Origin of the sequence: Paenibacillus dokdonensis (assembly GCF_004916975.1) — a bacterium.
GTDB lineage: Bacteria > Bacillota > Bacilli > Paenibacillales > Paenibacillaceae > Paenibacillus_AQ > Paenibacillus_AQ dokdonensis.
The window spans coordinates 68,534-94,989 of sequence record NZ_STGQ01000003.1; the positions used below are offsets into that span (position 1 = coordinate 68,534).

20 protein-coding genes are annotated in these 26,456 nt (G+C 47.7%); 6 read left to right on the top strand and 14 right to left on the bottom strand.

What is annotated here, in order from left to right; genetic code table 11:
- Nucleotides 1-105: 105 nt before the first annotated feature.
- Nucleotides 106-1,314 (bottom strand): ROK family transcriptional regulator, encoded by a 1,209-nt coding sequence (locus E6W40_RS24735; RefSeq protein WP_246073230.1) that lies wholly within the window; start codon nucleotides 1,312-1,314, stop codon nucleotides 106-108.
- A 428-nt stretch (nucleotides 1,315-1,742) separates the two neighbouring features.
- Here E6W40_RS24735 and E6W40_RS24740 point away from each other — a divergent pair, with 428 nt between their 5' ends.
- The 3 genes from E6W40_RS24740 to E6W40_RS24750 all read left to right on the top strand — a co-directional run bounded on the left by E6W40_RS24740 (nucleotide 1,743) and on the right by E6W40_RS24750 (nucleotide 4,893).
- Nucleotides 1,743-3,005: an ABC transporter substrate-binding protein gene (locus E6W40_RS24740; protein ID WP_136608299.1), complete on the top strand. Its 1,263-nt coding sequence runs from the start codon at nucleotides 1,743-1,745 to the stop codon at nucleotides 3,003-3,005.
- An 88-nt stretch (nucleotides 3,006-3,093) separates the two neighbouring features.
- Nucleotides 3,094-4,041, top strand: coding sequence for a carbohydrate ABC transporter permease (locus E6W40_RS24745; RefSeq protein ID WP_425464960.1), 948 nt, complete (start codon nucleotides 3,094-3,096; stop codon nucleotides 4,039-4,041).
- 18 nt (nucleotides 4,042-4,059) lie between these two features.
- On the top strand, nucleotides 4,060-4,893 hold the full coding sequence (locus E6W40_RS24750; RefSeq protein ID WP_136608300.1) for a carbohydrate ABC transporter permease: 834 nt from the start codon (nucleotides 4,060-4,062) through the stop codon (nucleotides 4,891-4,893).
- A 67-nt stretch (nucleotides 4,894-4,960) separates the two neighbouring features.
- Here E6W40_RS24750 and pstA read toward each other — a convergent pair whose 3' ends face one another.
- The 4 genes from pstA to E6W40_RS24770 all read right to left on the bottom strand — a co-directional run bounded on the left by pstA (nucleotide 4,961) and on the right by E6W40_RS24770 (nucleotide 9,215).
- On the bottom strand, nucleotides 4,961-5,842 hold the full coding sequence (gene pstA / locus E6W40_RS24755; protein ID WP_136608301.1) for a phosphate ABC transporter permease PstA: 882 nt from the start codon (nucleotides 5,840-5,842) through the stop codon (nucleotides 4,961-4,963).
- Nucleotides 5,839-6,744: a phosphate ABC transporter permease subunit PstC gene (pstC, locus tag E6W40_RS24760; protein ID WP_136608890.1), complete on the bottom strand. Its 906-nt coding sequence runs from the start codon at nucleotides 6,742-6,744 to the stop codon at nucleotides 5,839-5,841. Before pstC ends, pstA begins: the two co-directional genes overlap by 4 nt.
- Before the next feature lie 146 nt (nucleotides 6,745-6,890).
- Entirely contained in the window at nucleotides 6,891-7,745 is an 855-nt protein-coding gene (locus E6W40_RS24765; protein ID WP_136608302.1) for a phosphate ABC transporter substrate-binding protein, read from the bottom strand.
- A gap of 30 nt (nucleotides 7,746-7,775) precedes the next feature.
- On the bottom strand, nucleotides 7,776-9,215 hold the full coding sequence (locus E6W40_RS24770) for a stalk domain-containing protein (RefSeq protein WP_168929041.1): 1,440 nt from the start codon (nucleotides 9,213-9,215) through the stop codon (nucleotides 7,776-7,778).
- Nucleotides 9,216-9,439: 224 nt separating this feature from the next.
- Between E6W40_RS24770 and E6W40_RS24775 the strand changes: the two genes are divergently transcribed.
- Complete coding sequence (locus tag E6W40_RS24775; protein ID WP_136608304.1) at nucleotides 9,440-10,387, top strand: MraY family glycosyltransferase; 948 nt, start codon at nucleotides 9,440-9,442, stop codon at nucleotides 10,385-10,387.
- Nucleotides 10,388-10,446: 59 nt separating this feature from the next.
- Here the strand turns inward: E6W40_RS24775 and E6W40_RS24780 are convergent, their stop codons facing one another.
- A complete protein-coding gene (locus E6W40_RS24780) occupies nucleotides 10,447-11,538 on the bottom strand; it encodes an AbrB family transcriptional regulator (RefSeq protein WP_136608305.1) in 1,092 nt (363 codons plus the stop codon).
- Nucleotides 11,528-12,265, bottom strand: coding sequence for an MBL fold metallo-hydrolase (locus E6W40_RS24785; protein WP_136608306.1), 738 nt, complete (start codon nucleotides 12,263-12,265; stop codon nucleotides 11,528-11,530). Before E6W40_RS24785 ends, E6W40_RS24780 begins: the two co-directional genes overlap by 11 nt.
- A gap of 148 nt (nucleotides 12,266-12,413) precedes the next feature.
- On the opposite strand from E6W40_RS24785, the gene E6W40_RS24790 reads away from it, so the two are divergent.
- Nucleotides 12,414-13,286, top strand: coding sequence for a TetR/AcrR family transcriptional regulator (locus E6W40_RS24790; RefSeq protein WP_168929042.1), 873 nt, complete (start codon nucleotides 12,414-12,416; stop codon nucleotides 13,284-13,286).
- Between the two features lie 85 nt (nucleotides 13,287-13,371).
- On the opposite strand, the gene E6W40_RS24795 is transcribed toward E6W40_RS24790, so the two are convergent.
- From E6W40_RS24795 to E6W40_RS24825, 7 genes are all read right to left on the bottom strand, one after another.
- Complete coding sequence (locus tag E6W40_RS24795; protein ID WP_136608308.1) at nucleotides 13,372-14,364, bottom strand: LacI family DNA-binding transcriptional regulator; 993 nt, start codon at nucleotides 14,362-14,364, stop codon at nucleotides 13,372-13,374.
- Between the two features lie 103 nt (nucleotides 14,365-14,467).
- Complete coding sequence (locus tag E6W40_RS24800; RefSeq protein ID WP_136608309.1) at nucleotides 14,468-17,827, bottom strand: GH36-type glycosyl hydrolase domain-containing protein; 3,360 nt, start codon at nucleotides 17,825-17,827, stop codon at nucleotides 14,468-14,470.
- Nucleotides 17,828-17,975: 148 nt separating this feature from the next.
- Nucleotides 17,976-20,138, bottom strand: coding sequence for a beta-glucosidase BglX (gene bglX / locus E6W40_RS24805; RefSeq protein WP_136608310.1), 2,163 nt, complete (start codon nucleotides 20,136-20,138; stop codon nucleotides 17,976-17,978).
- A gap of 415 nt (nucleotides 20,139-20,553) precedes the next feature.
- Nucleotides 20,554-22,152 (bottom strand): type 2 periplasmic-binding domain-containing protein, encoded by a 1,599-nt coding sequence (locus tag E6W40_RS24810; RefSeq protein ID WP_136608311.1) that lies wholly within the window; start codon nucleotides 22,150-22,152, stop codon nucleotides 20,554-20,556.
- 141 nt (nucleotides 22,153-22,293) lie between these two features.
- Complete coding sequence (locus E6W40_RS24815; RefSeq protein WP_136608312.1) at nucleotides 22,294-23,199, bottom strand: carbohydrate ABC transporter permease; 906 nt, start codon at nucleotides 23,197-23,199, stop codon at nucleotides 22,294-22,296.
- 17 nt (nucleotides 23,200-23,216) lie between these two features.
- A complete protein-coding gene (locus tag E6W40_RS24820) occupies nucleotides 23,217-24,176 on the bottom strand; it encodes an ABC transporter permease subunit (RefSeq protein WP_136608313.1) in 960 nt (319 codons plus the stop codon).
- A gap of 20 nt (nucleotides 24,177-24,196) precedes the next feature.
- A complete protein-coding gene (locus E6W40_RS24825) occupies nucleotides 24,197-24,955 on the bottom strand; it encodes an alpha/beta hydrolase (protein WP_136608314.1) in 759 nt (252 codons plus the stop codon).
- Between the two features lie 470 nt (nucleotides 24,956-25,425).
- Between E6W40_RS24825 and E6W40_RS24830 the strand changes: the two genes are divergently transcribed.
- On the top strand, nucleotides 25,426-26,337 hold the full coding sequence (locus E6W40_RS24830; protein ID WP_136608315.1) for a serine hydrolase domain-containing protein: 912 nt from the start codon (nucleotides 25,426-25,428) through the stop codon (nucleotides 26,335-26,337).
- Nucleotides 26,338-26,456: the final 119 nt, after the last annotated feature.

Genomic DNA, 26,456 nt, shown 5'->3' on the forward strand with positions numbered 1-26,456 from the left:
TTTTGGACAACGCCTCCTGGCATTGCTGCAAAACCTTGTTGAATTATTGTACTCCGCCATCCGTCATCGTTCAACACCAATATATGTAGATATTTAGCGGAAGATTCAGATCTTTGCCAGGGAAAACCGGAAAATATGACGCAGTACAACCGCAGCCCCGCCGATCAAGTCCCCATCCGGCCCAAGTGAGGACTGTGCGATTCTGACTCCATCCTTCAATATTCGCATACCATGTCTTAGAACATGCTCCCGGACCCGCTCCAGCAATATCGGATTATCATAGGCCAGACTTCCATCAAGAATAATGGCTCCCGGATTAAACAAATTCATCAGATTTACAATACCGGCGCTTAAATGCTCGGCAATCTCTTCATTAATATCCAAGGCCAATGCATCGCCAAGGCGAACAGCTTCATTATATATAGACGGGCGAATATCCGAAAAGTTACCCCTGCACAGTTCATGAAGCACCGTAGGTCTTCCCGAAGTAATCCCCGCAACGATCCTCGAATATACCGCTGACCAGCTGATGGTATTTTCCAGGCATCCGACATTCCCGCATTCACAGCGGATTCCGCTTCGGCTTACACTTGTATGACCGAATTCACCGGCACCCCCACGGCTCCCGCGCAAAATACTGTCGTTGACGAGGATCCCTGCACCCACGCCGTCTCCGACAACAATATATAACAAATCCGGATACTCTCCGCAGCTTCCGAACATCCGCTCAGCGAGAACAACGGCATTGGCATCGTTTTCGATCCATGTCTGCATACCGTAACGATGCTCGATTAATTTTTTCAACGGAACATTGTCGAGGCGAAGCTTCGAGTTATAATACACCACCCCTTCCTTCACGTTAACAACGCCAGGAACGGTTACGGCAACTCCGACACAGCGTTCAAGCCCTTCGCATTCCTGCATAAACAGATCCAGTTCTTCTGTCATAAGCCGAATGACTTCCTCACCCTTCTGGCCATCCATCGGCTTAAGTCGTTTACGCTTTATATGGGCCTCGAGATTCAGTTCCGCAAGCTCAATTGCACTGTTCGTAATGGCTGCCGCGATAATAAAATGATTATCCGGTGCAAACTGCAGCAAAATAGGTCTTCTCCCGCCGCTGGATTTGCCTGTTCCAAGCTCGGACACGTAACCTTCCTTGATCAGTTCCTGGACAGCTGAAGCTACAGTAGATGGACTGATGCCGCACTCCTTCGCCAGACTAATTCTGGATATCGGACCCTTGCTTCGGATTTTGTTCAGAATTATTGAACGGTTCAGCTCCTGAACCAGCTTCAAATCACCTTTCCTCATCTGTTTCAACAATGTTCTCCTTCCTTCTTCAAAATGCGATCATCAGCTTCCATCCTATTCCATTTAAGTTGTAAAATATAGTTCGTTTTACATACTCCAGAAGACTTATTCCAATATAAATAATATGTATGTCATTACACTTCCTTGAGCATATGCTAAAAATCGCTTGGAATTTGCGAAAATAAATTATTTTAATATTTTGTAATCGCTTACTTGAAAAAAATATACTGCAAAGCTATAATCTTACGCAACAGATGTCATAGTTTTCCTGAAGTGCTAGCGAACAGGAGATGAATCCATCCACCCACTTTTTTTGATGAATGGAATAATTATGATCTAAATAGCAGGAAAGGAGGGTTTTTTACATATTTGGCAGTGTGATTTGAAGAATAAATCCGTATTTTAAACAAAATTAGGAGGATATGTCGATGAGAAAAGGAATTTCTGCACTCATAACGATTTTGTTCCTGTTTACTACGGTTTTAGCCGGCTGCGGCGGTTCTTCCTCCGGAGAAGCGGGCGGCAAGAAAGTTCTCAATGTCGCCTTATGGGATGAAAATGTTAAGGACACGCTCACCAAGACCATCCAGATTTACAACAAAAGCCATCCGGATGTGGAAGTGAAGGTAACTTATACGCCTTGGGCTGACTACTGGACTAAACTCAAAACAAGCCTTGCCGGCAACAGCGGCCCCGATGTGTTCTGGATGAACGGCCCGAACTTCTACGCATATGCCTCCAACGGTTGGATCAAAGATCTCCAGCCTCTAATCGATCAAAGCAAGCTTGATACATCTGTCTACACGGACGCGCTTGTAGATCTCTACTCTTACAAGGACCATCTCTACGGCCTTCCGTACTTCCTCGACGCTGTAGGCCTTTACTATAACAAGGAACTATTCGACAAAGCCGGTATTTCGTATCCGGATAACAGCTGGACCTGGAATTCAATTGAGGAAAATGCGGCCAAACTGACCGACAAGAGTAACGGGGTATACGGTTATGCTGCCCTGATAGACAGCCAGTCAGGATACTACGATTTGATTCATCAGGCTGGAGGCTACATCATTTCTAACGACAAAAAATCCTCCGGATTTAATTCTCCTGAAGCTTTATCCGCTTTCAAATGGGAGCAAGGCCTGATGGACAAGGGTTATTCCCCTAGTGCTCAGCAGCAGCTGGAAACCAAGCCTTTACAGCTTTTTGGGTCGGGTAAGGTAGCCATGTTCCCTGCCATTTCTGTCAGCGCTCCTGAGCTATATAAGCTGCTGGGTGACAAGCTGGGTGTAGCCCCTCTGCCTGCCGGCAAGAAGCAAGCAACCATTGTTCACGGCCTCAGCTGGGCTATGAATGGAAAAACCAAACATGAACAGGAAGCCTGGGATCTGATTCAAGTTCTTTCCGGTAAAGAAGGCGAGCAGCTGCTTGCGGACTCCGGTTTCAGCATCCCGGCCTATAAAGGCACTGAGGATGGTTGGCTGAAGTCTATTCCTTCTCTAAATTTACAAGTGTTCGTAGACAGCCTGAAATTCGCCGTGCCTTATCCGGTTTCCGAAAAAACGGCTGAATGGCAGGATGTTGAAACGAAGGAGATTCAAGGCGCCTTCCTGGGCAAAAAGCCGTTTGAGGAAGCGCTGAAGACGATTGCCGACAAGATGGATGAGATCTTGGCAAAGGAAGGCAAGAAGTAGTTCTGAAAAAAGTATGCGCCCTTCGGATATCCGGTCAATGCCCCCACTTGGGGGCTAACCGAAAATAAACGAAAGGAAGGTGCTGCCCATGAATCCATCAGCGGCTTCAGCAAAACAACAGTCCAATATGCCTGTGAATAAAAAACATAAAACCTCCAAGCTTTCGATACGCGAAGCGGCCTGGGGTTACCTATTCATCCTGCCGGTTGCATTGGGTCTGGCGATATTCTATATGGTACCATCTGCTGCTTCTCTATTTCTGTCATTTACAACATGGGACGGCATGTCTTCACCTGTATTTAACGGACTTGATAATTTTGTGCAGCTTGCAGGAGACGAGAAATTCACCCGTTCCCTTCTCAACACGCTGCTCTACACCATAGCTACCGTTCCGCTCTCCATTGCGTTTGCCATCGTTCTGGCCGTTCTGCTGAATCAGAAGATCAAGGGGATGATTCTCTACCGCACCCTGTACTTCATTCCGGTTATCACGATGCCTATTGCCGTCGGCATGGTATGGAAATGGCTGTACAACTCGGAATTCGGACTTATCAACTTCGTGCTTGGTACCCTTCATCTGCCGCAGCCGAACTGGCTCTTCGATGAAAAATTTGCTTTGTTCTCCATCGTCATCGTCAGTGTCTGGACGAGCATCGGATACAATGCGGTTATTCTGCTTTCGGGTCTACAGGGCATTTCTTCGAGCTATTATGAGGCCGCTTCACTGGATGGGGCCGGAACGCTGTACCGGTTTTTCCGGATCACACTTCCTTTGCTTACGCCAAGCCTGTTTTTCGTCCTGGTGATGTCGTTCATTAATTCCTTCCAGGTATTCGACCTTGTCTTTATCATGATGGGCCAGCAGTCCTCTCTGCTCGATTCGACCCGGACCGTGGTATACAGCATCTGGGAGGATGGCTTCAAGTACTTCAATATGGGGTACGCATCAGCCGAGGCCTTCATCCTGTTCATTGTCATCCTGGTGATCACAGCGTTTCAAATGTATTTCCAGAAGCGCTGGGTTCATTATCAATAGCGGAGGAGGGACACAGCTATGACGAGCTATACCACGGACAGATCACGCCAGATAGCGGTTCATATTCTTTTGATCGTAGGCGCAGTCTTGATGATCATGCCTTTTCTATGGATGCTGTCCACATCCTTTAAATCTTTTGGTGACTCCATGAAGGTGCCGCCAACCCTGTTTCCGAGCGAATGGCATTTTGAGAACTACTCGAAGGTGCTGAGCACCATTGATTTTGGACGGTACTATGGAAATACCATTTTAGTAACACTTGGAAGGACAATCGGACAGCTTGTACTTTGTTCACTTGCAGCCTACTCCTTTGCCTGTTTGAAATTCCCGGGGAAAAACATCATTTTTCTGGCTCTGCTTGCTGTTCTCATGGTCCCTTCCCAGGTGGTCATGATTCCAAGCTTTGTGATCATGCGCGAGTTGAACTGGCTGGATACATTTTACGTGCTGATTATACCGGGCATCTTCAGTGCCTTCGGGACTTTTCTGCTGCGGCAGTTTTTTATGACTCTGCCCAAGGATCTGGAGGAAGCCGCCAAAATCGATGGATGCAGCTATTTCCGTATTTATTGGAACATCTATCTTCCGTTATCCAAGTCGGCTCTCGTATCGCTCGCTATATTCACCATTCTGGCATCATGGAACGAGCTGTTATGGCCCCTGATCATGACCAGCTCCGAGGATATGCGCGTTCTCTCCATCGGCATATCGACCTTTCAGGGTCAGCATTCCACCGACTATCCGCTGCTGATGGCCGGGGCCGTCATGGCTACGCTGCCCATCATTATTTTGTTCATCTTCCTGCAGCGCTATTTTATCGAAGGAATCGCCATGAACGGAATCAAGGGATAAGCCGGGCAAACCAAAAAGAACCTTCCTATCCTCACGGGTAAGAAGGTTCTTGCTATTGTATCCACTGCTACCGCTTAAGCTTGCGGTTGTTGATCCAGAGCGGAATGCGGAACAACAGATTGATGAGAAGAACGATAATGACCAATACCGCTGCCGATCTATCGGCAATCTGAGCGGCATCCTCGACGATTGCCTCCGACTGGACATACCAGAGATGAACGGCAAGCGTTTCGCCGGGGGAAAATAAATTGAAGTCCCACATTTCACCTGAGGTGCTGAGACCCGCTGTCAATAAAATAACGGCCGATTCACCATACGCACGGCCTGCCACAAGGCAGATGCCCGTTATAATCCCCTGCAGAGCCATCGGTAAAACTACGGTACGGATACACTGGAATTTGGTCATCCCGAGTGCATAAGATGCATTTTTCACATCTGTTGGAACAGCACGTACGGCTTCCTCCGTTACCCGCGCCAGCATCGGCAGGTTCAGAAATGCAAGACTGACTGCGCCGCCCAGAATCGTCAAACCGATCTGGAAGTACTCCGCGAAGATCGCCAAACCAAGCATACCGAATACAATCGAAGGCACAGAGGAGAGACTCTCCACACAAATGCGCAGCACCTCGGTAAACTTATTTTCCGGTGCATATTCCGCCATGTAAATGCCGGCACCTACCCCAATCGGAATCGAAATAACCAGCGATAGGAACAGAATATAGAAGGAATTGAACAGAACCGGTCCGATACCACCACCGGCATCCATATCTTCTGGCAGTTTCATCAGAAAATCCAGGGACAGTCCGGGAAGTCCTCTGCCAAGAATGGTCAGAAGGAGCCAAAGAATAAGGAGCAGTACGAGTGCTCCAAGTCCGTAAAAAGCAAATGTGGCCAGCTTATTATAGACAAGCGATCTTTGCATTTTTCGGCTGCGCGTCATGTCTGTCATGCCTTTTCACTTCCCTTCCGTCCAAGATAACGGATAAACAGAATAAGAATAAATGAAATGACAAGCAGCAGAAATGCCATCATATGAAGAGCGTAGTTCCATGTCGAGTCGAATTCTACATTCGAAATCTGCATCACGATATTGCTTGTGAGCACGGATGCCGGTGTGAAGAGTATCTTCGCCAGCTGAGCTGTATTTCCGATTACCATCACAACCGCCATCGTTTCGCCGATAGCCCGTGTCATTCCCATAATAACCGCAGTAATAATCCCCCTGCCCGCTGCAGGAATAACCACTCTCATCATCACTTGAAGTCGCGTTGATCCCAGCGCATATGCGGCTTCCCGGTATTTTTTCGGAACCATGGAGATGGCCTCGTCACTGATGCGGCAAATTGTCGGCAGGACCATCAATGCTAGAACCAATGCCGCTGCAAGTAATCCGTCACCCAAATTTTCACCGCTCAGTCTCCGCAAAAAGGGAATCAGAACGGTTAAACCCAGATATCCGTACACGATGGAAGGAATGCCGACCAATAGATCCAGAACAGGACGCATTATGTTTTTGATCCATTTCGGGGCAATTTCAGCGATGAGTACCGCCAGTCCCACAGCAATCGGAACCGCCATCACCAAAGTCAGTGCCGTAAGCGAGAGCGTATTAACGATAATGCCCGCCGCGCCAAAATGATCTTCCTCCGGTGTCCAGTTAAAAGAAAAGAAAAACTCAGCAAAGGAAATATGCGCAAAGGTAAGAAGCGCTGTTTTGCCGATAAAAAAGATGACCAAGCCGAGAACAAAGCACAGGGCCAATATGCTAAACAGAAAATAATACTTAAATAGCCGATTCGCCATCCGTACACGCATATATCGGCTGAACCGGCCCTTGCTGGACGGCTCCATGAATAATGCGTGATCTTCGGGCACAGCTTGCTGGGTGGACGTGCTCACAAGGTTTCCTCCTATAAAGCAGCCAGCCCCATATCCGATCAGGGCTGGCTGTAGAATACATCTTTATTATTCAAACCGGGTGCTGCCTCTACTTGTGTTTAGTGCATCGCGGAGACTGGGATGAATTTCAGCTTCTTGAGTGAGCCTTGTTGGAACTTTTGGCTTTGTACATATTCAATGAAGGCTTTGGTTGCACCGGTAGGCTGTCCTTTAGTCATGTAGTAACCATAAGCCCAAATTTTATAAGTTCCGTTAATGACATTGTCCGTCGTCGGAGCCACACCGTTGTAGCTGATCGCCTTCACATCACTGTTTACATACACCAGATCGATATATCCGATTGCATTTGGAGTCGTGGCTACAGCCGTTTTCATGTCGCCGCTGGAACCCACTTCTTTGTAATTTTTCTCTTTTTTCACGATGTCGCCGCCTGCCAGTGCTTTAGACTGATAGTTGACGCGTGTGCCGGAGCCGAATGCGCGGGTGATGACAACAATGTCCGCATTGTCACCGCCGACATCCTTCCAGTTCGTGATTTTGCCGGAGTAGATGCCTTTTAGCTGTTCTGTGGTCAGGTTATTGACCTTTACGTTTTTGTTGGCAATCGTCGCAAACGGAATCACCGCAACCTTATTTGCCACCTGTCCGTCAAATGCTTTAAAGCCGGGAACATCCATGCTTGCATCCCAATCGCATGCGCCGATCTCGGCGATGCCTTTTTTCACGGCCTGCGGCCCTGTAACGGAGCCTTTACCTGAAGCTGCGATTTTCACCTTCGGATTGAGCTTCTGGAATTCCTTCGCCGCTTGAAGCGTCAGTGGAAGCAGTGCTGTGGAACCGTTAATGGTAATTTTTCCAGACAAACTCGAAGCCGCAGATGCGGAACCTACCAGTGCAGATACGGCTACCAGTGAAACTGCAGCCAGCAGGGACATTTTTTTAAATAATTTCATGTGAATAATCTCCTCTCGATTTGGAACAAATTATTTGGTAAGCTGACTTGCTTTACCGTTTTGAACGACGATGATTTTACCGTCTGCAATAATCGCTACGCGGGTACCATCTGATGAGATTGCCAGGTCAGTAACATCGGACTTCGTGCTGTAGAGCTCGGTTTTAATACCGGCTACGACGCTATAAACTTTCGTGCTGCCGTCAGCGGCGGTGCCTGCTGCAGCGATGTTACCGTTCGCGCTTGCCGCGCTCAGAGCCATGTCCACGTCACCGATCAAATCCTGGATTTTCCCATCAGCAGAAATGGACTTAATCACGCCCTTGGCACTGCTGTTCTCGGAATCCGCGCTCAGAAAAGCGATGCTGCCATTAGATAGAAATGCCGGATACAACTTATTATCATTGGAGGTTGTCAGGGCAGCAGGCTTGGCATCCTTCACATTAAGATCAAGTGTGTAGATTTGCTCTCCTGCACCGGAGTAATCAATTTTGAGTGAATCTTCCGTGCTGTCCTTGTCGCTTTCAGCTACGCCCGTAATGTTCACGATATATGCGATTTTCTTCTCATCGGCCGAGACATGAACTTCGGATTTATTTTCAACCTTGTCGGCCAAAACCTCGGTGATTTTGCCGGTATCAATCGTTATGTAAGAAATTTTTTCCTGTTTGTCGCCTTGCACGAAATAGATTTTTTTACCGTCCGCAGACCAGGCCAGATCTGTTTTAACCGTAGTATCCGCACCAAGTTTAAACGGCTGTCCGCCCGATAAGCTGGTCAGGTAAAGCTGTCCAGATTCATCTGTGTACGCAGCTGATTCCCCATTCGGAGAAATTGACATATTTAAGACGCTGTTGTCTGAAGATAATAAACGTGAGCTGTAATCGGTATTCAGGTGAAACAATTGAGCCGGATCCGCATCATCCTTTACGGCAACCACTTGGCCCTGAGCGTCAAAGCTTACGGACGCGAAACTTCCAGCGATTCTTTCTTCCGTCAGGATCTGCAGGGTTTGTCCGGCATCCAAAACTTCACCACCGAGTGCAAGAACAACCGGCTTCAGCTCAACATACGAACGGTTATCCTGCATAACTGGAGCCGTTGTAAAAGAATGCGCTTCTCCGTCCAGCTTGAATGTTTTGGATCCTGTTTGAAGCTGCAGACTGTGTCCGATTTTGTCCGATTTGATTGTGATGACTCCTTTGGAGGAGGTGACAGCCGCTCCATAGGCCTTAACCAGATCGCCAACGGCAATCAGTTTGCCATTCCCCGCTTGCAGCATTTGCACGGAAGCGCTTTGACCGTTTACCAAAATCTGCGTTGTCGTTACCGCAAATTTAGCTGCTGTCGTTTTGGAAGCAGGACTTTTGACTGGTGCTTTTGCCGTTGCAGCTTCTGCGGTTCCTGCCGACAGGGCTGTCGTTACAAGTGCAGCTGCCGCAAGAATTTGGAACATTTTATTATTTTTCAAATGGCTCACCCTTTTCTTATCGCTTAATGGATATAGGTCTATTTTCGTATACATTTGTTAAAAGCATTCGATTGGTATGTTATGGAAATATTAAATATTTATCGTTGTCTTTTGTAAAAATAGGTATTATCCTAGTTAGAAATAGAGCTTATCCCAGAAATATGCCTGAATATGGAAGTTATTGCATGTGTCCTATTGTTAACTGAAGTTATGGAGGCCAAAAAATCGTGTATGTAATCGGATTTTTATTATCGCTCGTTATTGTGCTCGCACTCATCCCGCCTCTGCGGAAGCTGGCGATTCGGGTTGATTTCGTCGACAGACCCACCAGCCGGAAAATTCATAAGGAACCGGTACCCCATTTGGCGAGCATCGCCATTTTCCTTGGGTTCATGATTCCGTATCTGATATTGACACGTCATTGGGACCGTGAAATGGCTGGTGTCGTTGCCGGCTCTCTCCTGATCATGGGAATCGGAATGGTGGATGACTGGTACAAAACGCGGGGCAAGGATTTCCCAGCCCTGCCGAAAACCGTGATTCAGGTGGCGGCAGCTGTTATTGTTTATTTCTCCGGTATTTCATTTGTCGGAGTAACCATTCCTTTTGTAGGCCATATGATCGTGTTTCCCGAATGGCTCCAGTTCATTTTGACCATACTATGGATCTTCGGTGTAACAACGGTCATTAACTTCATGGACGGACTTGACGGTCTATCCGGAGGCGTAGCCGGCATCTCGGCATTGACCCTATTCGTTGTGGCGATTGCTAAAGGCCAGTCCCACTCGGCCATCATGGCGATCATTCTCGTCGGTGTTGCGCTCGGCTACCTGAAGTACAACAAGCCTCCAGCCAAAATCTATATGGGGGATGCAGGTGCCACCTTTATCGGGTTCATGCTTGGCATAATTGCACTGGACGGGGCATTCAAACAAGTTACCGTTATTTCAATCCTGGTGCCGGTGCTGGCGCTCGGAGTTCCGATTTTTGATAACATCTATGTAATTATCAAGCGTTATTTGAACGGACAACCGGTGTATAAGGCAGACCGCAGTCAGATTCATTACCGCCTAATCTCCTGGGGGCTTAGTCCGAAGCAGGCCGTCGTCTTCATCTATTTGATCAGCGCCTGCTTATCCCTCTCGTCCATCATATTGATGCTCCTAAGCTAAATTTAAAAAGCTCCACAGACCTGATCACAGGCAGTGGAGCTTTTTTGTATAAAAATCCGTCAGCTGCCAGAAGGCTGTTTACGGGCCATCGCTTTAAAGATAGCTTTTAACAGCGGAGGCACCGCCAGAAATATAAACAGTGTCCGGAACAGCTGATAGCATATCACGACGGATAAATCCGCCCCCGCTTCTTTGGCGATGATTCCCATCTGATCCATACCACCGGGGGCCAGACCCAAAAAGGCGGTTACCATGGAAACGGTGTGGAGCTTGGTAAGCAGCAGGCTGAGACCGATGGAGCATAAGATCAGCAAAACTCCACTGAAAATCGCCAGTACGATAATCCGCAGTTTTTTCCCCAGCTGCTCAGGTCTCAGCAGCATCCCTACGTATATACCGATCACCAGCTGTGAGGCGTTCAAAAATACGGTTGGCAAAGCATGCCCCGTATAGCCGGATAAGTTAAGGAGAACGGTCGCAATCATGGGCCCGAGCAGATAAGCTGTAGGGAACTTGAAACGCTGCCCCACGATAGCAAAGAGAGTGCAGAGAACCGCAAACACAATAATGTGGGGAAACAGTCCCTCCCAGCTTGCAGCCGCACCACTGTGCACAGCCCCTTCGACCGCTTGGGCGCCTGCACCCTCAAACAAGGGACTGAAAACAAGCAGCGGTACAAAGAAGATGATCATCATCAATCGTGAAACCTGCAAAAAGGTCACAACAGTAATATCAATGCCTTTGATCTCTTCAGCCAGCGGTATCATTTGAGTCAATCCACCGGGGATGCTTCCCATGAGTACTGTTGGAAACGGGACCCCTGACAGCAGCGATACCAACGAGGCAATCATCAAACTGCATAACAGCAGAAGGACCGTCAGCAGAATCATGGACGGCAGCTGCCGTCCAATTTGCTGCAGCGTCGCCAGCGTAAAAGATAGTCCGACCGTATAACCGATAATAACCATCCCTGCATTACGGAGAACTGGCGGCCACAACGGCTTAACCCGCTTGAATGACTTCGAGGTGATCAAGGTGCATATCATAGGCCCAAGCAGCCATGGGATCGGCATATGAATCCATTGAAAAATAGTTGCGCCGATGATGCCGCAGAATAGCGTATAGATAAGTCGGACCGCTTTACTGGACATCCGCCGTCAGCTCATCAATCCGTTTCTGGATATCGCCTCTGAAGACACCGCCATGATAACAAATAATCGCTTCAATATCATAATCCTTGAATTTACGGACGGACTTCAGTGCCAGATTCATATCCGGCGTAACCGGCGGATTCGGTCCGCAAAGCTCACCGTTATTGACAGTTAACGCGTCACCGGCAATAAGCGTTTTGCTGTTTGCATGATATAAACTGATATGTCCGGGCGTATGTCCCGGTGTATGAATGACGGTTAGCCCGACGCCAAGCGGAAGTATATCCCCATCAGCAACGATGCGGGTAACCTGGGCAGGCGACTCTTTGGAAAAGGCGCGTTCAAATTCCGTGTATTCTTTTTCCGTCAGCGACTTCCGGAGCATATCGACTACCTGCGGACGCAGCTTGATAAACGGAAGCTCCCCATCGATATAGGGCTGATCGTCTATGTGGGCATACACCTCCAGAGTTTCGCGGCTCTCAGCCAAAAATTGCGGAAGGCTTCCCACATGATCAACATCCTGATGCGTCAATATAATGGATTCTGGCTCCAGAGCTGTATAACCAGCCTGCTGCACCAACTCCTTGATAGCTCCGTATTGACCTGGCATCCCCGTATCCACCAGTACCCAACTATCCTTGCTGCCGATCACCACCGGATGCAGCACCATACCGGAGCCCGGGACGGACAAGTCCAGCATTTTCAGTTCTTGAGATATTTTCATATATTCCAAAGCATGACGCTTTGGTTCACCTCCTTGTTTTTCGAAAAACCAGCAAGTTCATTATATGACTCGCGGGTTCTTAACGTCAATCCCAACCATTGACCTGTCCCATGCCGTCATGTCAAAATACAAGGTGAGGTGGACGTCCATGGAAACATTGAAACGACAGCAAATAGTGAACACAGCAATGGAAATATTCAAAGAAAAAGGATATGTTGCGGCTTCGATGAAGGAAATTGCCGAAGCCTGCGGTATGGCAAAAGGAAGCATATATAAGCTGTTTCCTTCAAAAGAAGAGCTCTTCACCGCCGTTTTTGTGGCATGTCATCAGACGATGTTCACCCGTGCAAGAGAACTGGATTTCGAACAGCAATCTCCACCCAAAGAGAGGCTGCGGCGGAAGATTGAATTCCAACTGCAGTACATGCTTGAAAACTACTACTTTACGAGTGAATTTAAAGAGCTACCGGTCAAGGATAATGAGCATTTCATCGCCGCCTGGAAAAAGAAGAGAGTAACCCTTCTTCAACTGCACCGCGACTTTTTTTATGAAGCATATGGAGAAAAGATCGAGACTTATATATGGGATATTGTCATTATTTTCAGAGGAATGCTGAGAGAGTATCTGTCCTACGCTATTCAAAAGGTGATTTCACTGCCGATGGCTGAACTCTCCGGTTTTATCGAGGAGCGGATGGATGCAGTCGTGCGTGATATCGTTGAAAATAAACCAACGCCCGTGATGAACCAAAAGAACGTCTATTTTAACGAACTGAATCCGGTCGACCCTCATACGCGGGTGGCAACCATTCAAAGCTTTCTGGATTCCCTGGAGGAACAAATCGGTGATCTACCCATGGCGGAGCATTTGCAAAAGGAGCTAATAGATGTAATCCGTATGCTCCGGGAGGAACTGATGCAGATGAATCCAAACCAGACGCTGCTCCGCGTCTATGCCTCCTATCTCGAAAACAGTCCTGTACTTGGCCCTTATGCCAGACAGCTCCGATATATGATATAGAAGTCTGGCTGAAGCAAGAAGCCGGTGGATATACAAATGACCCGAGAGGAAGCACCTGCTTTCAAGTGTCTCTTCGGGTCATTTTTTAGTTTGGACGGGATATGCTCCTTTTGGTTTCTGTTCCGACGGAACCTCCCCTTACAAGGGTGACATAGATACGCTCATGATCCACTTTTTCGCCGGATATGATTTTGATCAGCTGTTCCGACGCGAGCGCCCCCCATTTTCGCTTGGAATAATCAATGGTGGCCAGCCGTGGCTGCATGTAACGGGTAAGCTCGATATTATCAAAGCCGATCAGATGAACATGCTCACCTATCTTGAATTCGGTATCGGCAATCCGGTTGCAAAGACCGATCGCCATCTCATCATTAAGACAGAACACAGCTACCGGCTCCGTGTATTCCTGCATGATCTGCTCCGCTGCCTTTTCACCGCCGCTCTTCTTGAAATCCCCTTGGATTTCAATCCAATCCACGTCCTCGGCCCGGTCCGCTACCATCTTCACAGCTTTCATCCGCTGCGTCGAGTCATACGATCCCTCAGGCCCGGAAACAACATAAATTTTCTTATGACCCTGCTCAACCAGATACTCTGTAGCCAATGTTGCCCCGGCTTTGTTATCCAGCAGCACCTGATTAATATTCGGGTGTTCCAGTTCCCTGTCCAATACGACGATTTTATGATTGCGTTCCGCATATTTAAGAAGCTCTTCACTGGAAAATGTATGGTCCAGGATCACTGCGCCATCGATCATACGCTCCGGCAGCATCCGGTGGGACTGCTTGCCGCTGCACACGATCAGGTCATAACCTTGTGAATTGCAAACCTCCTTCATCCCATCCAGCAGTTCTCCGTATACATCACCTTTAAAATCGGTCAGGAACACACCCAGGATTCTGGATTCCCTCTTTTTTAATGTTCTTGCAGCCGCGTTGGGCACGTAGTTCAATTCTCTGGCGATGGCCAGTATTCTCGAGCTTGTCTCATCCGTTACCTTGCTGCTTCCGTTAAGCGCATAAGATACCGTTGAAATTGAAACCCCGGCTTTTTTGGCGATATCTTTTATACTTACCACTGGTCCTCGCTCCTTACTTTGGTTAACCCCATTCTTATTTCGTTCACATGACGGTAATCTATAAACCTATGGAAAATGGCGATCCCTAAAGATCGCCTTAAAATTACATAAAAATGTCAATTACATTATGTTCATCGTTCATCGCTGCTTCAAAGGCTGCTCTTGAAATGCGTGCTCCGCCCTCACGGTAAGGGTTGGATATTCTCTCGGTATTCAGTGACTTTCCATTCAAGACGACCTTGCTGACAGGAGCGCCGGTCATATGATAGATAAAGGTTACGTTCACTCCGTCATATTGGAAATCAAAATGCATACCATCCAAGGAAGCAGGCAGCACAGGGTCTACCACTAGCCCTTCATGGTCCTGCCGTATTCCAAGTGCGTTAGAAATCAGCTGATTCATGTAGATCCCCGGTCCGCTGGAATAGATTCTCCAGCCGCCCTTTACCGGAACCTTGCCGCTGCGAAGCTCATCAAAATTCGTCTGAGCATCATAACGTGTATTAAACTTGCCGTCAGAGCTGCTGAAGTAAGAATTGCTTTGACGAATTTCAGCATTCGGAACCACATCACGAATACCTACCGGGTTAATAACGTTTAGCCCGTTCCATACATCATCAGCATGTCCCAGCTTCGCCATGGCTTCCACAAACCGGATGTGGGCATGCACATATTGAAGCCCTACTTCACGTCCGAAGTTTGCAGCCTGCTCCGCCCGTTTGAAATGCGTACTGACTCCACCTGCATATTGGGCAGGACGGTTCATCAAGCGTACGCCATCAGGGAAGAACATCTTTTCCTTGATCAGATCATAATGCGCCTTTGCACGCTCCGGATCCAGAAGCTCTGCGATCATACTCCGTGTCATCGGGAGCAAACGGTACTGAATACCGGTTTCGGTATCTGTCGGATGCAGCATCAGTTTGGTTGAATCCGGATCTTCCATGTAAAGGAAACCAGGAATGACTTCTGTCTGCAGCATGTACTGGTTATAATCGTGTTTGATTCCGGAAGCCATTTCCTGAAGCTCTGCCGCAAGCGCCGGCTCTTCAGGAAGCAATGCTGCTGCAAGCTGGGTTAATGTCTGGTACGTCAATGCAACCGTCCAGCTGCTGACCATATACTTCTTGAGCTGGGCGTTCGCAGGCTGGAGTGTATCATCCCAATCTCCATCTCCGTAAGAAGACAAGTAAGTGTCATGCAGGAAATGACTCCGAATATAACCGATTTCCTTATTCACATGCTCCAAGACCGTATAGGTTAGATCCGTAAACTGGAAGCTCCCCTTCATGGTATAGGAAACCTTTTCCTTCAAAATACTGTAATCCTGTGTGGCCGTCAAATAATCACTAAGCACCTTTAGCGGCCATACGATAATATCTCCATGGCTTTCTTCCTGCTGGACAGGGGCGTAACGGTCAAACATAAACCACTGCGGCCAGTTTCCATCATCTTCATACTGATGGGTATAGACTGTAAGCAGAATATCGCGGACTTGTTCGAATTTTTGCGTTGCCATGAAATATTCGGTAGGACCCTGGCATACATCCCGGGTTCCCCAAGCCGCTCCGCCATACTGTTCAAGACCATGCGGAACCGAATAATGGACAAGCATATTATGCGTATACCACCAGGCCAGCGCATTAACTTTAAATAAATCATCTTCTTCTGATCCATCTGCGCCGGTAAGATGGAATCCGTTCATAACCTGCTTATAAAAATCATGATATTTTACAATCTCTTCTTCTATATTCTTGGTAGACGACGGAAGTTCCTCTCCATCAAGCAATCCTTGAACCGTAAGTGTCCATTCCCGGGTAGAATCGATCTTCATGGTCACCAGGGACCCGCAGCCGGCTTGGACCCCATCAGCAAGCACGGTTTCATCACCGATTTCAACGCCTGCACCCTCAACCCACATCCGGTATTGCAGATCCGGATAGGCTTCCATGCGGATTTCATCCTGCCCGCCGTAGAAAGTAAGCATGCCGTTATCATTCGTCATGCGAACCGGCTTCTCATATTCATTCACTTCCATCGTGACCTGGTTGGTCACCAGGAAGCGGTAGGCTTTGCCACTTTCGGAACGCACATTCAGACGAACCTCTGGCGTATCCACAGTCGTAAAGTTTGTAATGATCAGCATGTCGTCACTCGTTTTGTAATACCAGCGCACATAGTTAAAGCCGATTTCAAACAAGGATGGCATCGTGAGCAGCTGGTATTGACCATCCAATTCCACGTAAATCCGCTGTCCTGCGATCTTGGGAATGTTAAGGGCACTGCGGGCATTACTCATCATTTTATTGAAATTCGTGTTACCCACAACAAGATGCGAGTTGAAAATACCATACATATATGAAGTGGTGGTAACTACCTTGGCCCCCAGCTGCACATTGTTTCCGCTCATCAGGATATGTCCATGTGGACGCTCAACGAGCATTTCCTTTTCCTTCAAAACGATATGCTCGTAGGAATCCGTAAAGAAAGCGATCAATTGCCCGTCTTCACGCTCTTCCTGATGTCTTGTATCGCTCGGGAAACGCGAATTCACTTCTTCTTCCGTCATGGAAAGCGTCTGCAGTGGCTCACCTATAACTTTTTTGAGACTAATCGGAGATAGCTTTTGCATGGGTTGTTTCATATCTTCAGCCTGATAGGCATCCCAGGCTTGCTGCACTTCATCCTTGAATTCCAGTTCCGTCACTGCAGAAGCGTGGTCTGCTTTCACAAGGCCATAGAATACAAAGCGGGCTTCACCATTCAGCGAAACCAGCTCTGACTGGAGCGCCGTGTAGGCAAATTCATATTGGTAAATTTCATTGGCAAGCCCAGTTTGACTCAGGCATGACGGTATATTCGTTTCTTTGTAAGACAGTCCGAAAAATTGAAAACCATCGGTTGAATAACCTGCCGTTCGAGTCAGAGAACCTTGCTGTATATAAGGAAACGTCCCGCCTTGCGGCTGATTCTGTCTCGAACAAACCACATAGCCATGATCCTCATCCTCGAAAACAGAATGATCGATATACTGGGATAAGTACGCCTCATTGCTGCGCACAGCTCCGACATCCGCATTGCCGATATCCTGCCCGTAAATGATGTCGATCTTCACATTTTCACCCTGAGTAACAACATCCCAGAACCATACACCCTGAGCTGATAAGGCAAAGGTCACACGGTATTGAACACCTTCAGCAGTCCCTTCCCATACCATCCGGTTCCCCCCGGTGCTAACCGTACTTCGGGAATGGAGTCCAAGCAGCGGGTAAAAGGAGATGCCCGATTCGTTATGAATACGCAGGTATAAGTTATTCAAAGACCCTTCAAGAGGGCTTGTCATCAGTTGATTGATCATCGTCCGGCCGCTAACGGCCTGATACAAATCTCCGCTTTTCCAAAATGTAAAGCACAGATCACCCGCTTGAATGTTAAGCTTAGAATTCGTCATGGTGGCTGTCATGTATGTTTATTCCTCCTATCCTGTTAAACAAGCCGGCAGAAGACGGCTGTTTTTCAAGGCAGCTATTCTTTATTTACAGTATGTGATGACTCCGGCAAGAAAAGGAGCCATTCCGGAATCTGTATTCGATGAATTTCCATAACTAAACTCAGATCAATTTAAAAGATTGCTCCAAGCTGTCGCGGCTATTAGGTCCGACAAATACCTGGAATGTTCCCGGATCACTGCTAAAGCTGAGATCAGAGTGATGGTACCGGAGCTGTTCTTCTGTTAATGTAAAGGTCGCAGTGCTGCTTTCTCCCGGCGCTAGTGCCAGCTTCTCAAAACCTTTAAGCTCGCGCATCGCACGTACAACTTCACCCGCGATATCACGGATATACAACTGCACGGTCTCCACTCCCGCTCTGTCCCCTGTGTTCGTCACCTTGACTTGAACCGTCAGCGGATCTCCGGCCTTCATTTCCTGGCTCGATATCGTCAAATCACTGTAATCGAAGCTCGTATATGAAAGCCCGAATCCAAACGGAAGCAGAGGATCATTCGGACTGTCTATATATTTGGAAACGTAGCGTTCCTCCGTTTTCTGAGGATCCAGCGGACGGCCTGTGTTGAAATGGTTGTAGTAAACTGGAACCTGGCCTATCGATTGCGGGAAGGACATGGTCAAACGAGCGGAAGGATTCACATGGCCAATCAGAATATCTGCGACTGCAGCCCCGCCCTCACTGCCCGGGAACCACGCTTCCAGTACTGCGTCCGCCTCTTCGAAAATACCATTCAGGTCGAGTGGACGGCCGTTAAAAATAACAGCTGCCAGCGGCTTGCCCAGTGTTTTCAACTGTTTCACGAGCTCAAGCTGCGCCTCTGGGAGACGGATGTTCGTTCGAGAGCCCCCCTCACCGCTCATTGCTGAATCTTCACCTAATGCCAACACAATAATATCAGCGTTTCGCGCTGTTTCCAGTGCTGCTTCAATCTGTTGCTGTGTAATGCTGTCGATGCCAGAACCTTCGGCAATGCTGAGCTTTCCTCCGGACAGACGCTCTTTCAGCGATTTGCCAAGCTGAACTGCATCTTCCTTCGCTCCGACGCAGGACCACCAGCCCAGAATGTCATCGCTTTGAGCAAAAGGACCGATTAAAGCCACGTTTGCATCGGTTTGAAGCGGCAGGAGGCCATTGTTTTTAAGCAGAACGCTGGACTTGGCTGCAAGTTCATAAGAAACGTTTCGATGCTCAGCGCAGAAAATAACCTCGCGTTCTCTTTCAGGGTCTGCTGCACGCAGCGGATTTTCGAAGAGTCCGAGTTTTTCCTTCAAACGCAGAATACGCAGTACAGCTTCGTCAATCAGCGCTTCATCCACCCGGCCGTTCTCAATCAGCTTCGGTAGATGCTGAACATAACAAGGCGTCATCATTTCGATATCCACACCCGCACGGATAGCCCGGTAAGCTGCTTCGCAATCATCTTCAGCCGCTCCATGCGCGACCATTTCACGAATCGAAGCCCAGTCAGATATGAGCACCCCATCAAATCCCCACTCGTCACGCAGAATTCCGCGCATGAGCTTTTCATTGCCTGTAGCCGGAATACCGTCGACTGTATTAAAGGATGTCATGACCATTTCACAGCCTTCCTCGAGCGCTGCTTTATAGGCCGGCAAATAATATTCGCGCAAATTCCGTTCAGACATATTAACTGTATTGTAATCGCGTCCGCCTTCCGGAGCACCATACGCCGCAAAATGCTTCACGCAAGCAGCAAGACGATCAGGTTCCTCCTTCAGATGATCTCCCTGGTAGCCGCGGACGAATGCCCGTGCAAACAGGCTGTTCAGATATGGATCTTCTCCTGTTGTTTCCATGACTCTTCCCCAGCGCGGATCACGAACCAGATCCACCATCGGTGCGAATGTTACATGAATACCGGATACGGCAGATTCTCTTGCGGCAATTTCTGCGCTTTTCTCAGCCAGTTCCGTATCCCAGGAGCAACCAATCGCCAGCGGAATTGGAAAAATGGTCTTGAATCCATGCACTACATCCGCCATGAACAGGAGCGGAATGCCTAGACGGCTATTGCTTAGATATGAATTTTGTACATCTATAATGGCCTGCGCACCCGAAAGACCGAGCACGGAACCGCTGGCTGTTACCATCGATTCGGTAATTCCCATTTCTTCCATCGGGCCCGTCACTTGTCCTTCGTTGTCCGTGCCTTCATGAAAATGGGCGGTAAGCTGCAGCAATTGGGCAATCTTTTCTTCAAGTGTCATTTGTTTTACAAGGCCTTGTAATTGCTGAATATCCATACAGTTCCCCTCCACTACCTGCTTAAAATTAATTGAACCGGTTGCTTCTTTTAAGTTGCAGTTAAGCGGCTCATATGCCGAAAAAAACCTTCATTATATAGAATCATAGAGCTGCACCAGGCGGTCTATCAGATTCTTTCTCCTTTCTCAGGAGCTTGCACAAACCCCGATGTCCAATGTAGTGCGGGAAAGGCAGAAGGTCTCCTGCTTTCATAGTTTGTGCAAATTCCTCATTCAGAAGAGCATTCAGATTCCCTTCCTTTATGGTTCAGGAGATGCATCCCCTAAGAGAGGCAACCTTGAACCACCCTGGAAGAGAAGAACCCGGTTGCAATAAACCATTCTGCACACCGGGTTCCATAGACTCGGACTGTCGGGCAGAAGCCTCAGACCAACTCATTTTGAAGCGGTATTCCTACTTTTTCTGATTGTTCAATTCATCCAGTGCCGGTTGAACAAGCGATTGTTTGCTTTGTACCCATTTCTTCCAATTTGTTTCCAGATCTCCGCTTTGCAGAATCAGGTTGGCATACTCATTTTGGTATTCGAATGATGCCTGGCTTTTGGCTTTGGAATCGTACAATTGGACATCCCAATCATACTCAGCAAGTTTGCCGCCTTCACTTCCAAGCTTCGCTTTATCTTGGAAATGCTTCACTGCAGTATCACGGTATTCTTTCTTAATGGCCGGGTTAACGATACTGAAGTCGTCTCCGAGGACGTAAAGTCCTTCAAAACGCGCTGGATATTTATCTTCCAGAGATGTTCCTTCCGGCAGCAGACTTACAAGCTCTTTTGCATCATCGTATTTCCAATCTTTGCCTTCAAAGCCCATATTCAGCAGCAATTGTCCCTCTTTGCTAGTCGAGTAGTCGATCAGATCCATGATCCGTTCGAATTTCTCTTTGCTGATATTCGGCGAGAAAATCAGAGAAGACCAGAAGTTCGGCTGCTCCAGGTTGCGGTATTTACCGTCGTCGCCTACAACAATAGCTGTATGAACGAGGTCGTCGCTGTTTACATCCAGATTCTTCTTCATCGCTTTATCCATGTCTTGTCTGTACGATGCCAGACCGCCAAGACTGGTGATTCCAGCTACGCCTTTAACTTTGAAGTTGTCGCCGCTTTCATTGTTTTTCCATGTATAGAATTCAGGATTCAAGAGACCTTCTTTATAAGCTTTTTGCATCAATTTCAGACCGGTAAGGGTCTCAGGATCTGCAGGACCCCAGTGAAATTTGCCATCCTCACCTTTGTAGAATGCGGATTCCACGCGAGAGTGCTCACTATTAGCCATGACGATATTTGTCAGAGCATCATCCGCGTTGTATGAGATCGGAATGAGCTTCGAACCGAGCTTACCAGGGTCTTTTTCTTTGATCAGCTCAGCGTATTTCATCAATTCGCTTGTGGTGTATTCATCCTTGAGCTCAAATCCAACCGCTTTCGCCCAGTCTTTGCGCAGTGCGATAACGCCGATTTGGTTGACCAGCGGATCTGCAGGTTTGTTCTGGTAATACACCGGTTTTGGCAAGATATAAGTGCCGCCCGTCAGTTCTTCCAGCTTGTCGCCAAGACCGGTCAGCTTGTAGGCTGCGGCAATGTTCGGCCAGCGTTCCTTCCAGTCATCCGGGAATTTATACAAGAGTCCTTGGTCCACGTAGTTCATGAAATCGCCATGCACGTAATTCCAGCTCGCCACGTCCGGCAGATCGCCGGAGTTGATCCACAGGCGAAGCTTCTCTGCCCAGGAATCCCACTGGATATAGTTGTAGTCCCATTCGACGTTGAATTTGTCCATCCAGAACTTGTGGAACTCATTGTTCATTTGACCGTCCTTCAGCTCGGTCGTTTGTGCGACGGAAATTTTGAGTTTGTCCTTGTATTTCCCGTCTGCGTCTTTCTCATTGCCACCGGATGCGTCCTGCTTGGAACATGCAGTTGCCGTCATCAAAACTAATGACATTGCAATAGCCAAGAGCGGTTTTAAAGGCATCTTTCTGTTCGTTTTCATGTTTTACCCCCATGTTGATAAGATTTTTCGGTAAAAATCTATTACATAAATTGAACTAAAGAAAGAAGGAAGCACTTCTCCTGAATAATCATGTAATCAAGGAGAAGCAAGTTAAACCTTTAGCTCATTTTATATCGTGAATCAGGTCTTGATTGCCCCTGTTAACACCCCTTTAGCGAAGTGCTTTTGCAGCATTGGGAAGAAACACATGATCGGTATCATCGAAACGAAGACCGAAGCCATTTTCATTCCCGTAGAGAAGCCTGTCTTGCCGATTGCATCCACACTCGATGCGTTAGAAACGTTGGTTGATGATTCGACAATGATCGTCCTCAGCACGTTTTGCAGCGGCAGCATTTCCGCCTTTCGGAGGAATATCATGGCATCATACCAACCATTCCAGAACGCCACGCCGTAGAACAGCGTTATTGTAGCCATAATCGGTGCAGCCAGCGGGAGAACGATGGAGAATAGAATTTTCCACTCTCCAGCCCCGTCCAGTCTTGCGGATTCCATTAGCGATTCCGGCAGACCCTGGAAGTAATTCATCATCAGAATCATATTAAAGGCACTGAAGCTGCCTACAAGGATGACGGACCACAATGAGCCGGTCAAATGCAGCGACTTCATAACCAGGTAAAGCGGTACGATACCGCCGTTGAATATCATCGTGAACAATACCAGGAAAAAGATGAGCTTTTTGCCCGGAAATTTGTTGCGGCTAAGACCATAAGCCATCGTACTGGTCAGGAACAAGCTGAGCGGCAATCCAACGACCAGAACCTTGATCGTATTCCAAAAACCTGTAAGAATCCTTCCATCCTGAAACAGTGCTTTGTATGCATCGAGTGTCGGATGTTTCGGAAACAGCATCATTGGATTATCTGCGTATTCCTTTTGCGAGGAAAATGAAATCATAATAACGTTCCAGAACGGAATCAGAATCATTAAGGATAAAATAATCAGCACAACCATCAGGATATAATCCAGGACAGTCATTTTACCTATGCGGTATTTACGCTGTTTTTTTACAGCTGCGGTACTCATCTATTAACACTCCCTTCCTATCGGAATAAACCGTCTCCACCCATCAATTTGGCTATCCGGTCAGCAGCCAGCAGCAGTACCATATTCACGAGCGATCGGAACAAGCTGACAGCCGTCGAGAACGAAAAGTCCGTCGAAGATTGAAACGTAATCCGGTAAATGTACACATCCAGCACTTGAGATACATTCTGCGTTGCCGCATTCGCCAAGTTAAAGATCTGGTCGAAGCCGGCGGACATCAGACCGCCCACGTTCAGAATGAACATCACGGTTACGGTAGGAAGAATGTTAGGCAGTGTAACCTTGAAAATTTGCTGCATACGCGAAGCGCCGTCAATCTGCGCCGATTCATATTGATCCTGGTCGATTCCTGAAATGGCGGCCAAGAAGATGATGGCGCCCCATCCCGTCGATTTCCAGATATCCGTCATAATCAGCATCGGGAGAAACATTTTTTCCGAGCCCAAAAAGTTAATGGTCGGCAGTCCAATCAGCGACAGCGTGCTGTTCAGCAGTCCATCATAAGAAAGAACGTTGATGACAATCCCGGAAACGATGATCCAGGACAAAAACTGCGGGAATGTAAACACCGTTTGGAACCATTTTTTCGTGCGCCCCATCCGCAGCTCATTCAGCATTAAGGCTAGAATAATCGGGAACGGGAACGTAATGACGAGTTTGATAATATTGACGTATAGGGTTCTCCACACGGCTTGTGCAAAGGTTGGATCCCGGAAAACATATTTGAAGTTTTCAAATCCCACCCAGGGACTGCCCCAAATTCCATCATTGGCTCTGTAATGCTTGAATGCCAAGGACAGACCGCCCATCGGCAGGTAAGCAAACAGGATCAGCCAGATCAGTCCTGGAACGAGCAGCGTGTACGTCATACGGTGCTTCCAGATCTCCTTGAACCAGGGATTGGATTTCGAACGCCCTTTTAAACTTTTGTCAGGCCCTAAGGCTGCGGGTTTCAATGTGCATCGCCTCACTTTACTTAATTCTTTTCGTTAAACAAGAAGTCAAATGCCGTCTTCAAATGCTCTTCCCAGAAAAGCCAATCATGCGTTCCAGGGCCTTCCACATACTTGAAGTCGAACGGCGTTTTCTGCATATAAGCTGCGAACTCACGATTCATCCCGATAAATGGATCTTCTGTTCCACAGCAGCAAAGCACCGGAGGCAGTTCCCCGCCCTCTTCGATGAGTTTCGCAGCAAGCGCGTACAAATCCTGATCCGGCTTGATGGTCAGCTCTGTTCCGAATACCGCCTGCATTTCCTTAGCCATCCCCGGCTCCATATCCGGATCTCGAAGACGCTGCTGGATATCGGTAACTCCGGATAGCGATACGACTTTGGCATATCGGTCCGGGTAAGTAAGTGCAGCTTTCATTGCGCCGTAACCACCCATGGACAAGCCCGCGACAAAAGTCTTTTGGGGATCATCATTCAAACGGAACAGACGCCCGCAAATTTCCGGAAGCTCTTGTGTCACGTAGTAAAAATAATCGAGACCATATTCCATATCCGTGTAATAGCTTCGGTTCACTTCCGGCATGATAACAGTGCAGCCGTACTTGGCGGCGTATAGCTCAACCGTCGTCAAGCGGTGCCATGTACTCGCATTGTCACCTGCACCGTGCAGCAGAAAAAGTGTGCCGTTTGTCGGTACACCGGTATCAACAGGGGAGATCACATGGATACTGGTTGTCATTCTTAAAGTAGGCGATCCTGTGTCTATCGTTATATGCGCCATATGTAACCCCTTTCATTTAAGACAATTTCCAGACAGTTCCAGAGCCCTCATCGGTATTTATATACCATCCAGACGCGGCGTTGAAACGAAACGTTTCTCTCTTTTTCAAAAAAAGATCCCGCTCCGCCTAAATCCTGCCTTACAGCCTGTGATATATGGCTTTAAAGCCCATACATTCATGAATCGAATAACAAACATTGTATTTATTATTTAATTGTAAGCGATTCATTCGAATCGTTTCGATAACATCATAATCCTCATGACAAGTCATGTCAACTAGCATTTCGAAAAACCTAATAATGGATAAGGGATTGTTCACTTTTCGGTAATAATTAACCCTTTTTTTGTTATTACTGCAAATTGTAAGCGTTAGACATTATCGAATTGACATGCAATTCGATTTGTAATAGATTCTAGTTTATAAGAATATCATGGAAACGTTTCTATTCAATAGAAAGAAGGCCATATCTATGCTCATATCACTCGATGGATTTGTTAACCGCGTTACCCAGCAAGGATTAAATGTTCTTTCTGCGCGTGTACTTCAAAAGGGAACTTCTGTCGCTAAGTGGGATCTAAGCAGCGATGAGCGGCGGCTTCAGCATTCAGTCAGCAAATCCTTTACCTGCATGGCTGTGGGGCTGGCAATTGCAGAAGGGAAACTCTCGCTCAAAACAAAGCTTCAAGAGTATTTTCCGCAATATGCCCAGATGAGCTTGACAGACGATCCGGACGTTAGTCCGGGTGGACTTACGCTATACAATCTGCTGCGGATGTCCTCCGGTCATGATTCTCCTCCGTTGTGGGCTGAAGAAAGAGCCTCACTCCAAGAGAAAGATTGGGTTAAATATTATATGTCACTTCCGCTGGACAGAGCTCCAGGAGATATCTTTACTTATAGCAGTGGGGATACCTTTGTTATTTCTGCTTTAGTGCAAGCTGCAGTCGGCGAAACCGTGAAAGACTATTTGACTCCGCGCTTGTTCGAGCCGCTTGGTATTCGGGATGTGAACTGGGAGACTTCTCCTCTTGGTGTTACGCTTGGATGTGCGGGGCTTGAAATCAGCAATGAAGAGCTAAGCCGTTTCGGCCAGATGCTATTGCAAAAAGGGCAATGGGAAGGCAAGCAGCTTGTGCCCGCGGACTGGATTGACTTTGTGACCCGCAAGCAAATCGCTAATCAGGGAAGCCCGGATTGGAGCCAAGGCTACGGCTGCCAGTTCTGGATGTGCACGCATGAGGCTTACCGCGCCGATGGAGCGCACGGACAGCTCTGTGTGGTCATCCCAGGTAAAGATGCAGTAGTTGCTATCAATAGTTATGAAGACGATATACAGGGGATTCTGGATGCAGTATGGGCGGAGATTTTGCCGCTATTGTAGGAGGACTTAAGACTCTAACGCTTTTTAGGGAATGATTCGCCTGCCCCGCTGCTTTGAAGTTAAAGATTCACATGCAAAAGGGGATGTCCCCTAAGCTATGAAATGGCTGCTTGGGACGC

Bases quoted from the DNA above. Each gene is read 5' to 3' on its own strand.
- E6W40_RS24815 (WP_136608312.1), bottom strand. From the start codon at position 23,199: ATGAGTACCGCAGCTGTAAAAAAACAGCGTAAATACCGCATAGGTAAA.
- E6W40_RS24735 (WP_246073230.1), bottom strand. From the start codon at position 1,314: ATGAGGAAAGGTGATTTGAAGCTGGTTCAGGAGCTGAACCGTTCAATA.
- E6W40_RS24765 (WP_136608302.1), bottom strand. From the start codon at position 7,745: ATGAAATTATTTAAAAAAATGTCCCTGCTGGCTGCAGTTTCACTGGTA.
- E6W40_RS24810 (WP_136608311.1), bottom strand. From the start codon at position 22,152: ATGAAAACGAACAGAAAGATGCCTTTAAAACCGCTCTTGGCTATTGCA.
- E6W40_RS24800 (WP_136608309.1), bottom strand. From the start codon at position 17,827: ATGACAGCCACCATGACGAATTCTAAGCTTAACATTCAAGCGGGTGAT.
- E6W40_RS24825 (WP_136608314.1), bottom strand. From the start codon at position 24,955: ATGGCGCATATAACGATAGACACAGGATCGCCTACTTTAAGAATGACA.
- E6W40_RS24830 (WP_136608315.1), top strand. From the start codon at position 25,426: ATGCTCATATCACTCGATGGATTTGTTAACCGCGTTACCCAGCAAGGA.
- E6W40_RS24780 (WP_136608305.1), bottom strand. From the start codon at position 11,538: ATGTCCAGTAAAGCGGTCCGACTTATCTATACGCTATTCTGCGGCATC.
- pstC (WP_136608890.1), bottom strand. From the start codon at position 6,744: ATGGAGCCGTCCAGCAAGGGCCGGTTCAGCCGATATATGCGTGTACGG.
- E6W40_RS24745 (WP_425464960.1), top strand. From the start codon at position 3,094: ATGAATCCATCAGCGGCTTCAGCAAAACAACAGTCCAATATGCCTGTG.
- bglX (WP_136608310.1), bottom strand. From the start codon at position 20,138: ATGGATATTCAGCAATTACAAGGCCTTGTAAAACAAATGACACTTGAA.
- E6W40_RS24740 (WP_136608299.1), top strand. From the start codon at position 1,743: ATGAGAAAAGGAATTTCTGCACTCATAACGATTTTGTTCCTGTTTACT.
- pstA (WP_136608301.1), bottom strand. From the start codon at position 5,842: ATGACAGACATGACGCGCAGCCGAAAAATGCAAAGATCGCTTGTCTAT.
- E6W40_RS24785 (WP_136608306.1), bottom strand. From the start codon at position 12,265: ATGAAAATATCTCAAGAACTGAAAATGCTGGACTTGTCCGTCCCGGGC.
- E6W40_RS24790 (WP_168929042.1), top strand. From the start codon at position 12,414: ATGGAAACATTGAAACGACAGCAAATAGTGAACACAGCAATGGAAATA.
- E6W40_RS24750 (WP_136608300.1), top strand. From the start codon at position 4,060: ATGACGAGCTATACCACGGACAGATCACGCCAGATAGCGGTTCATATT.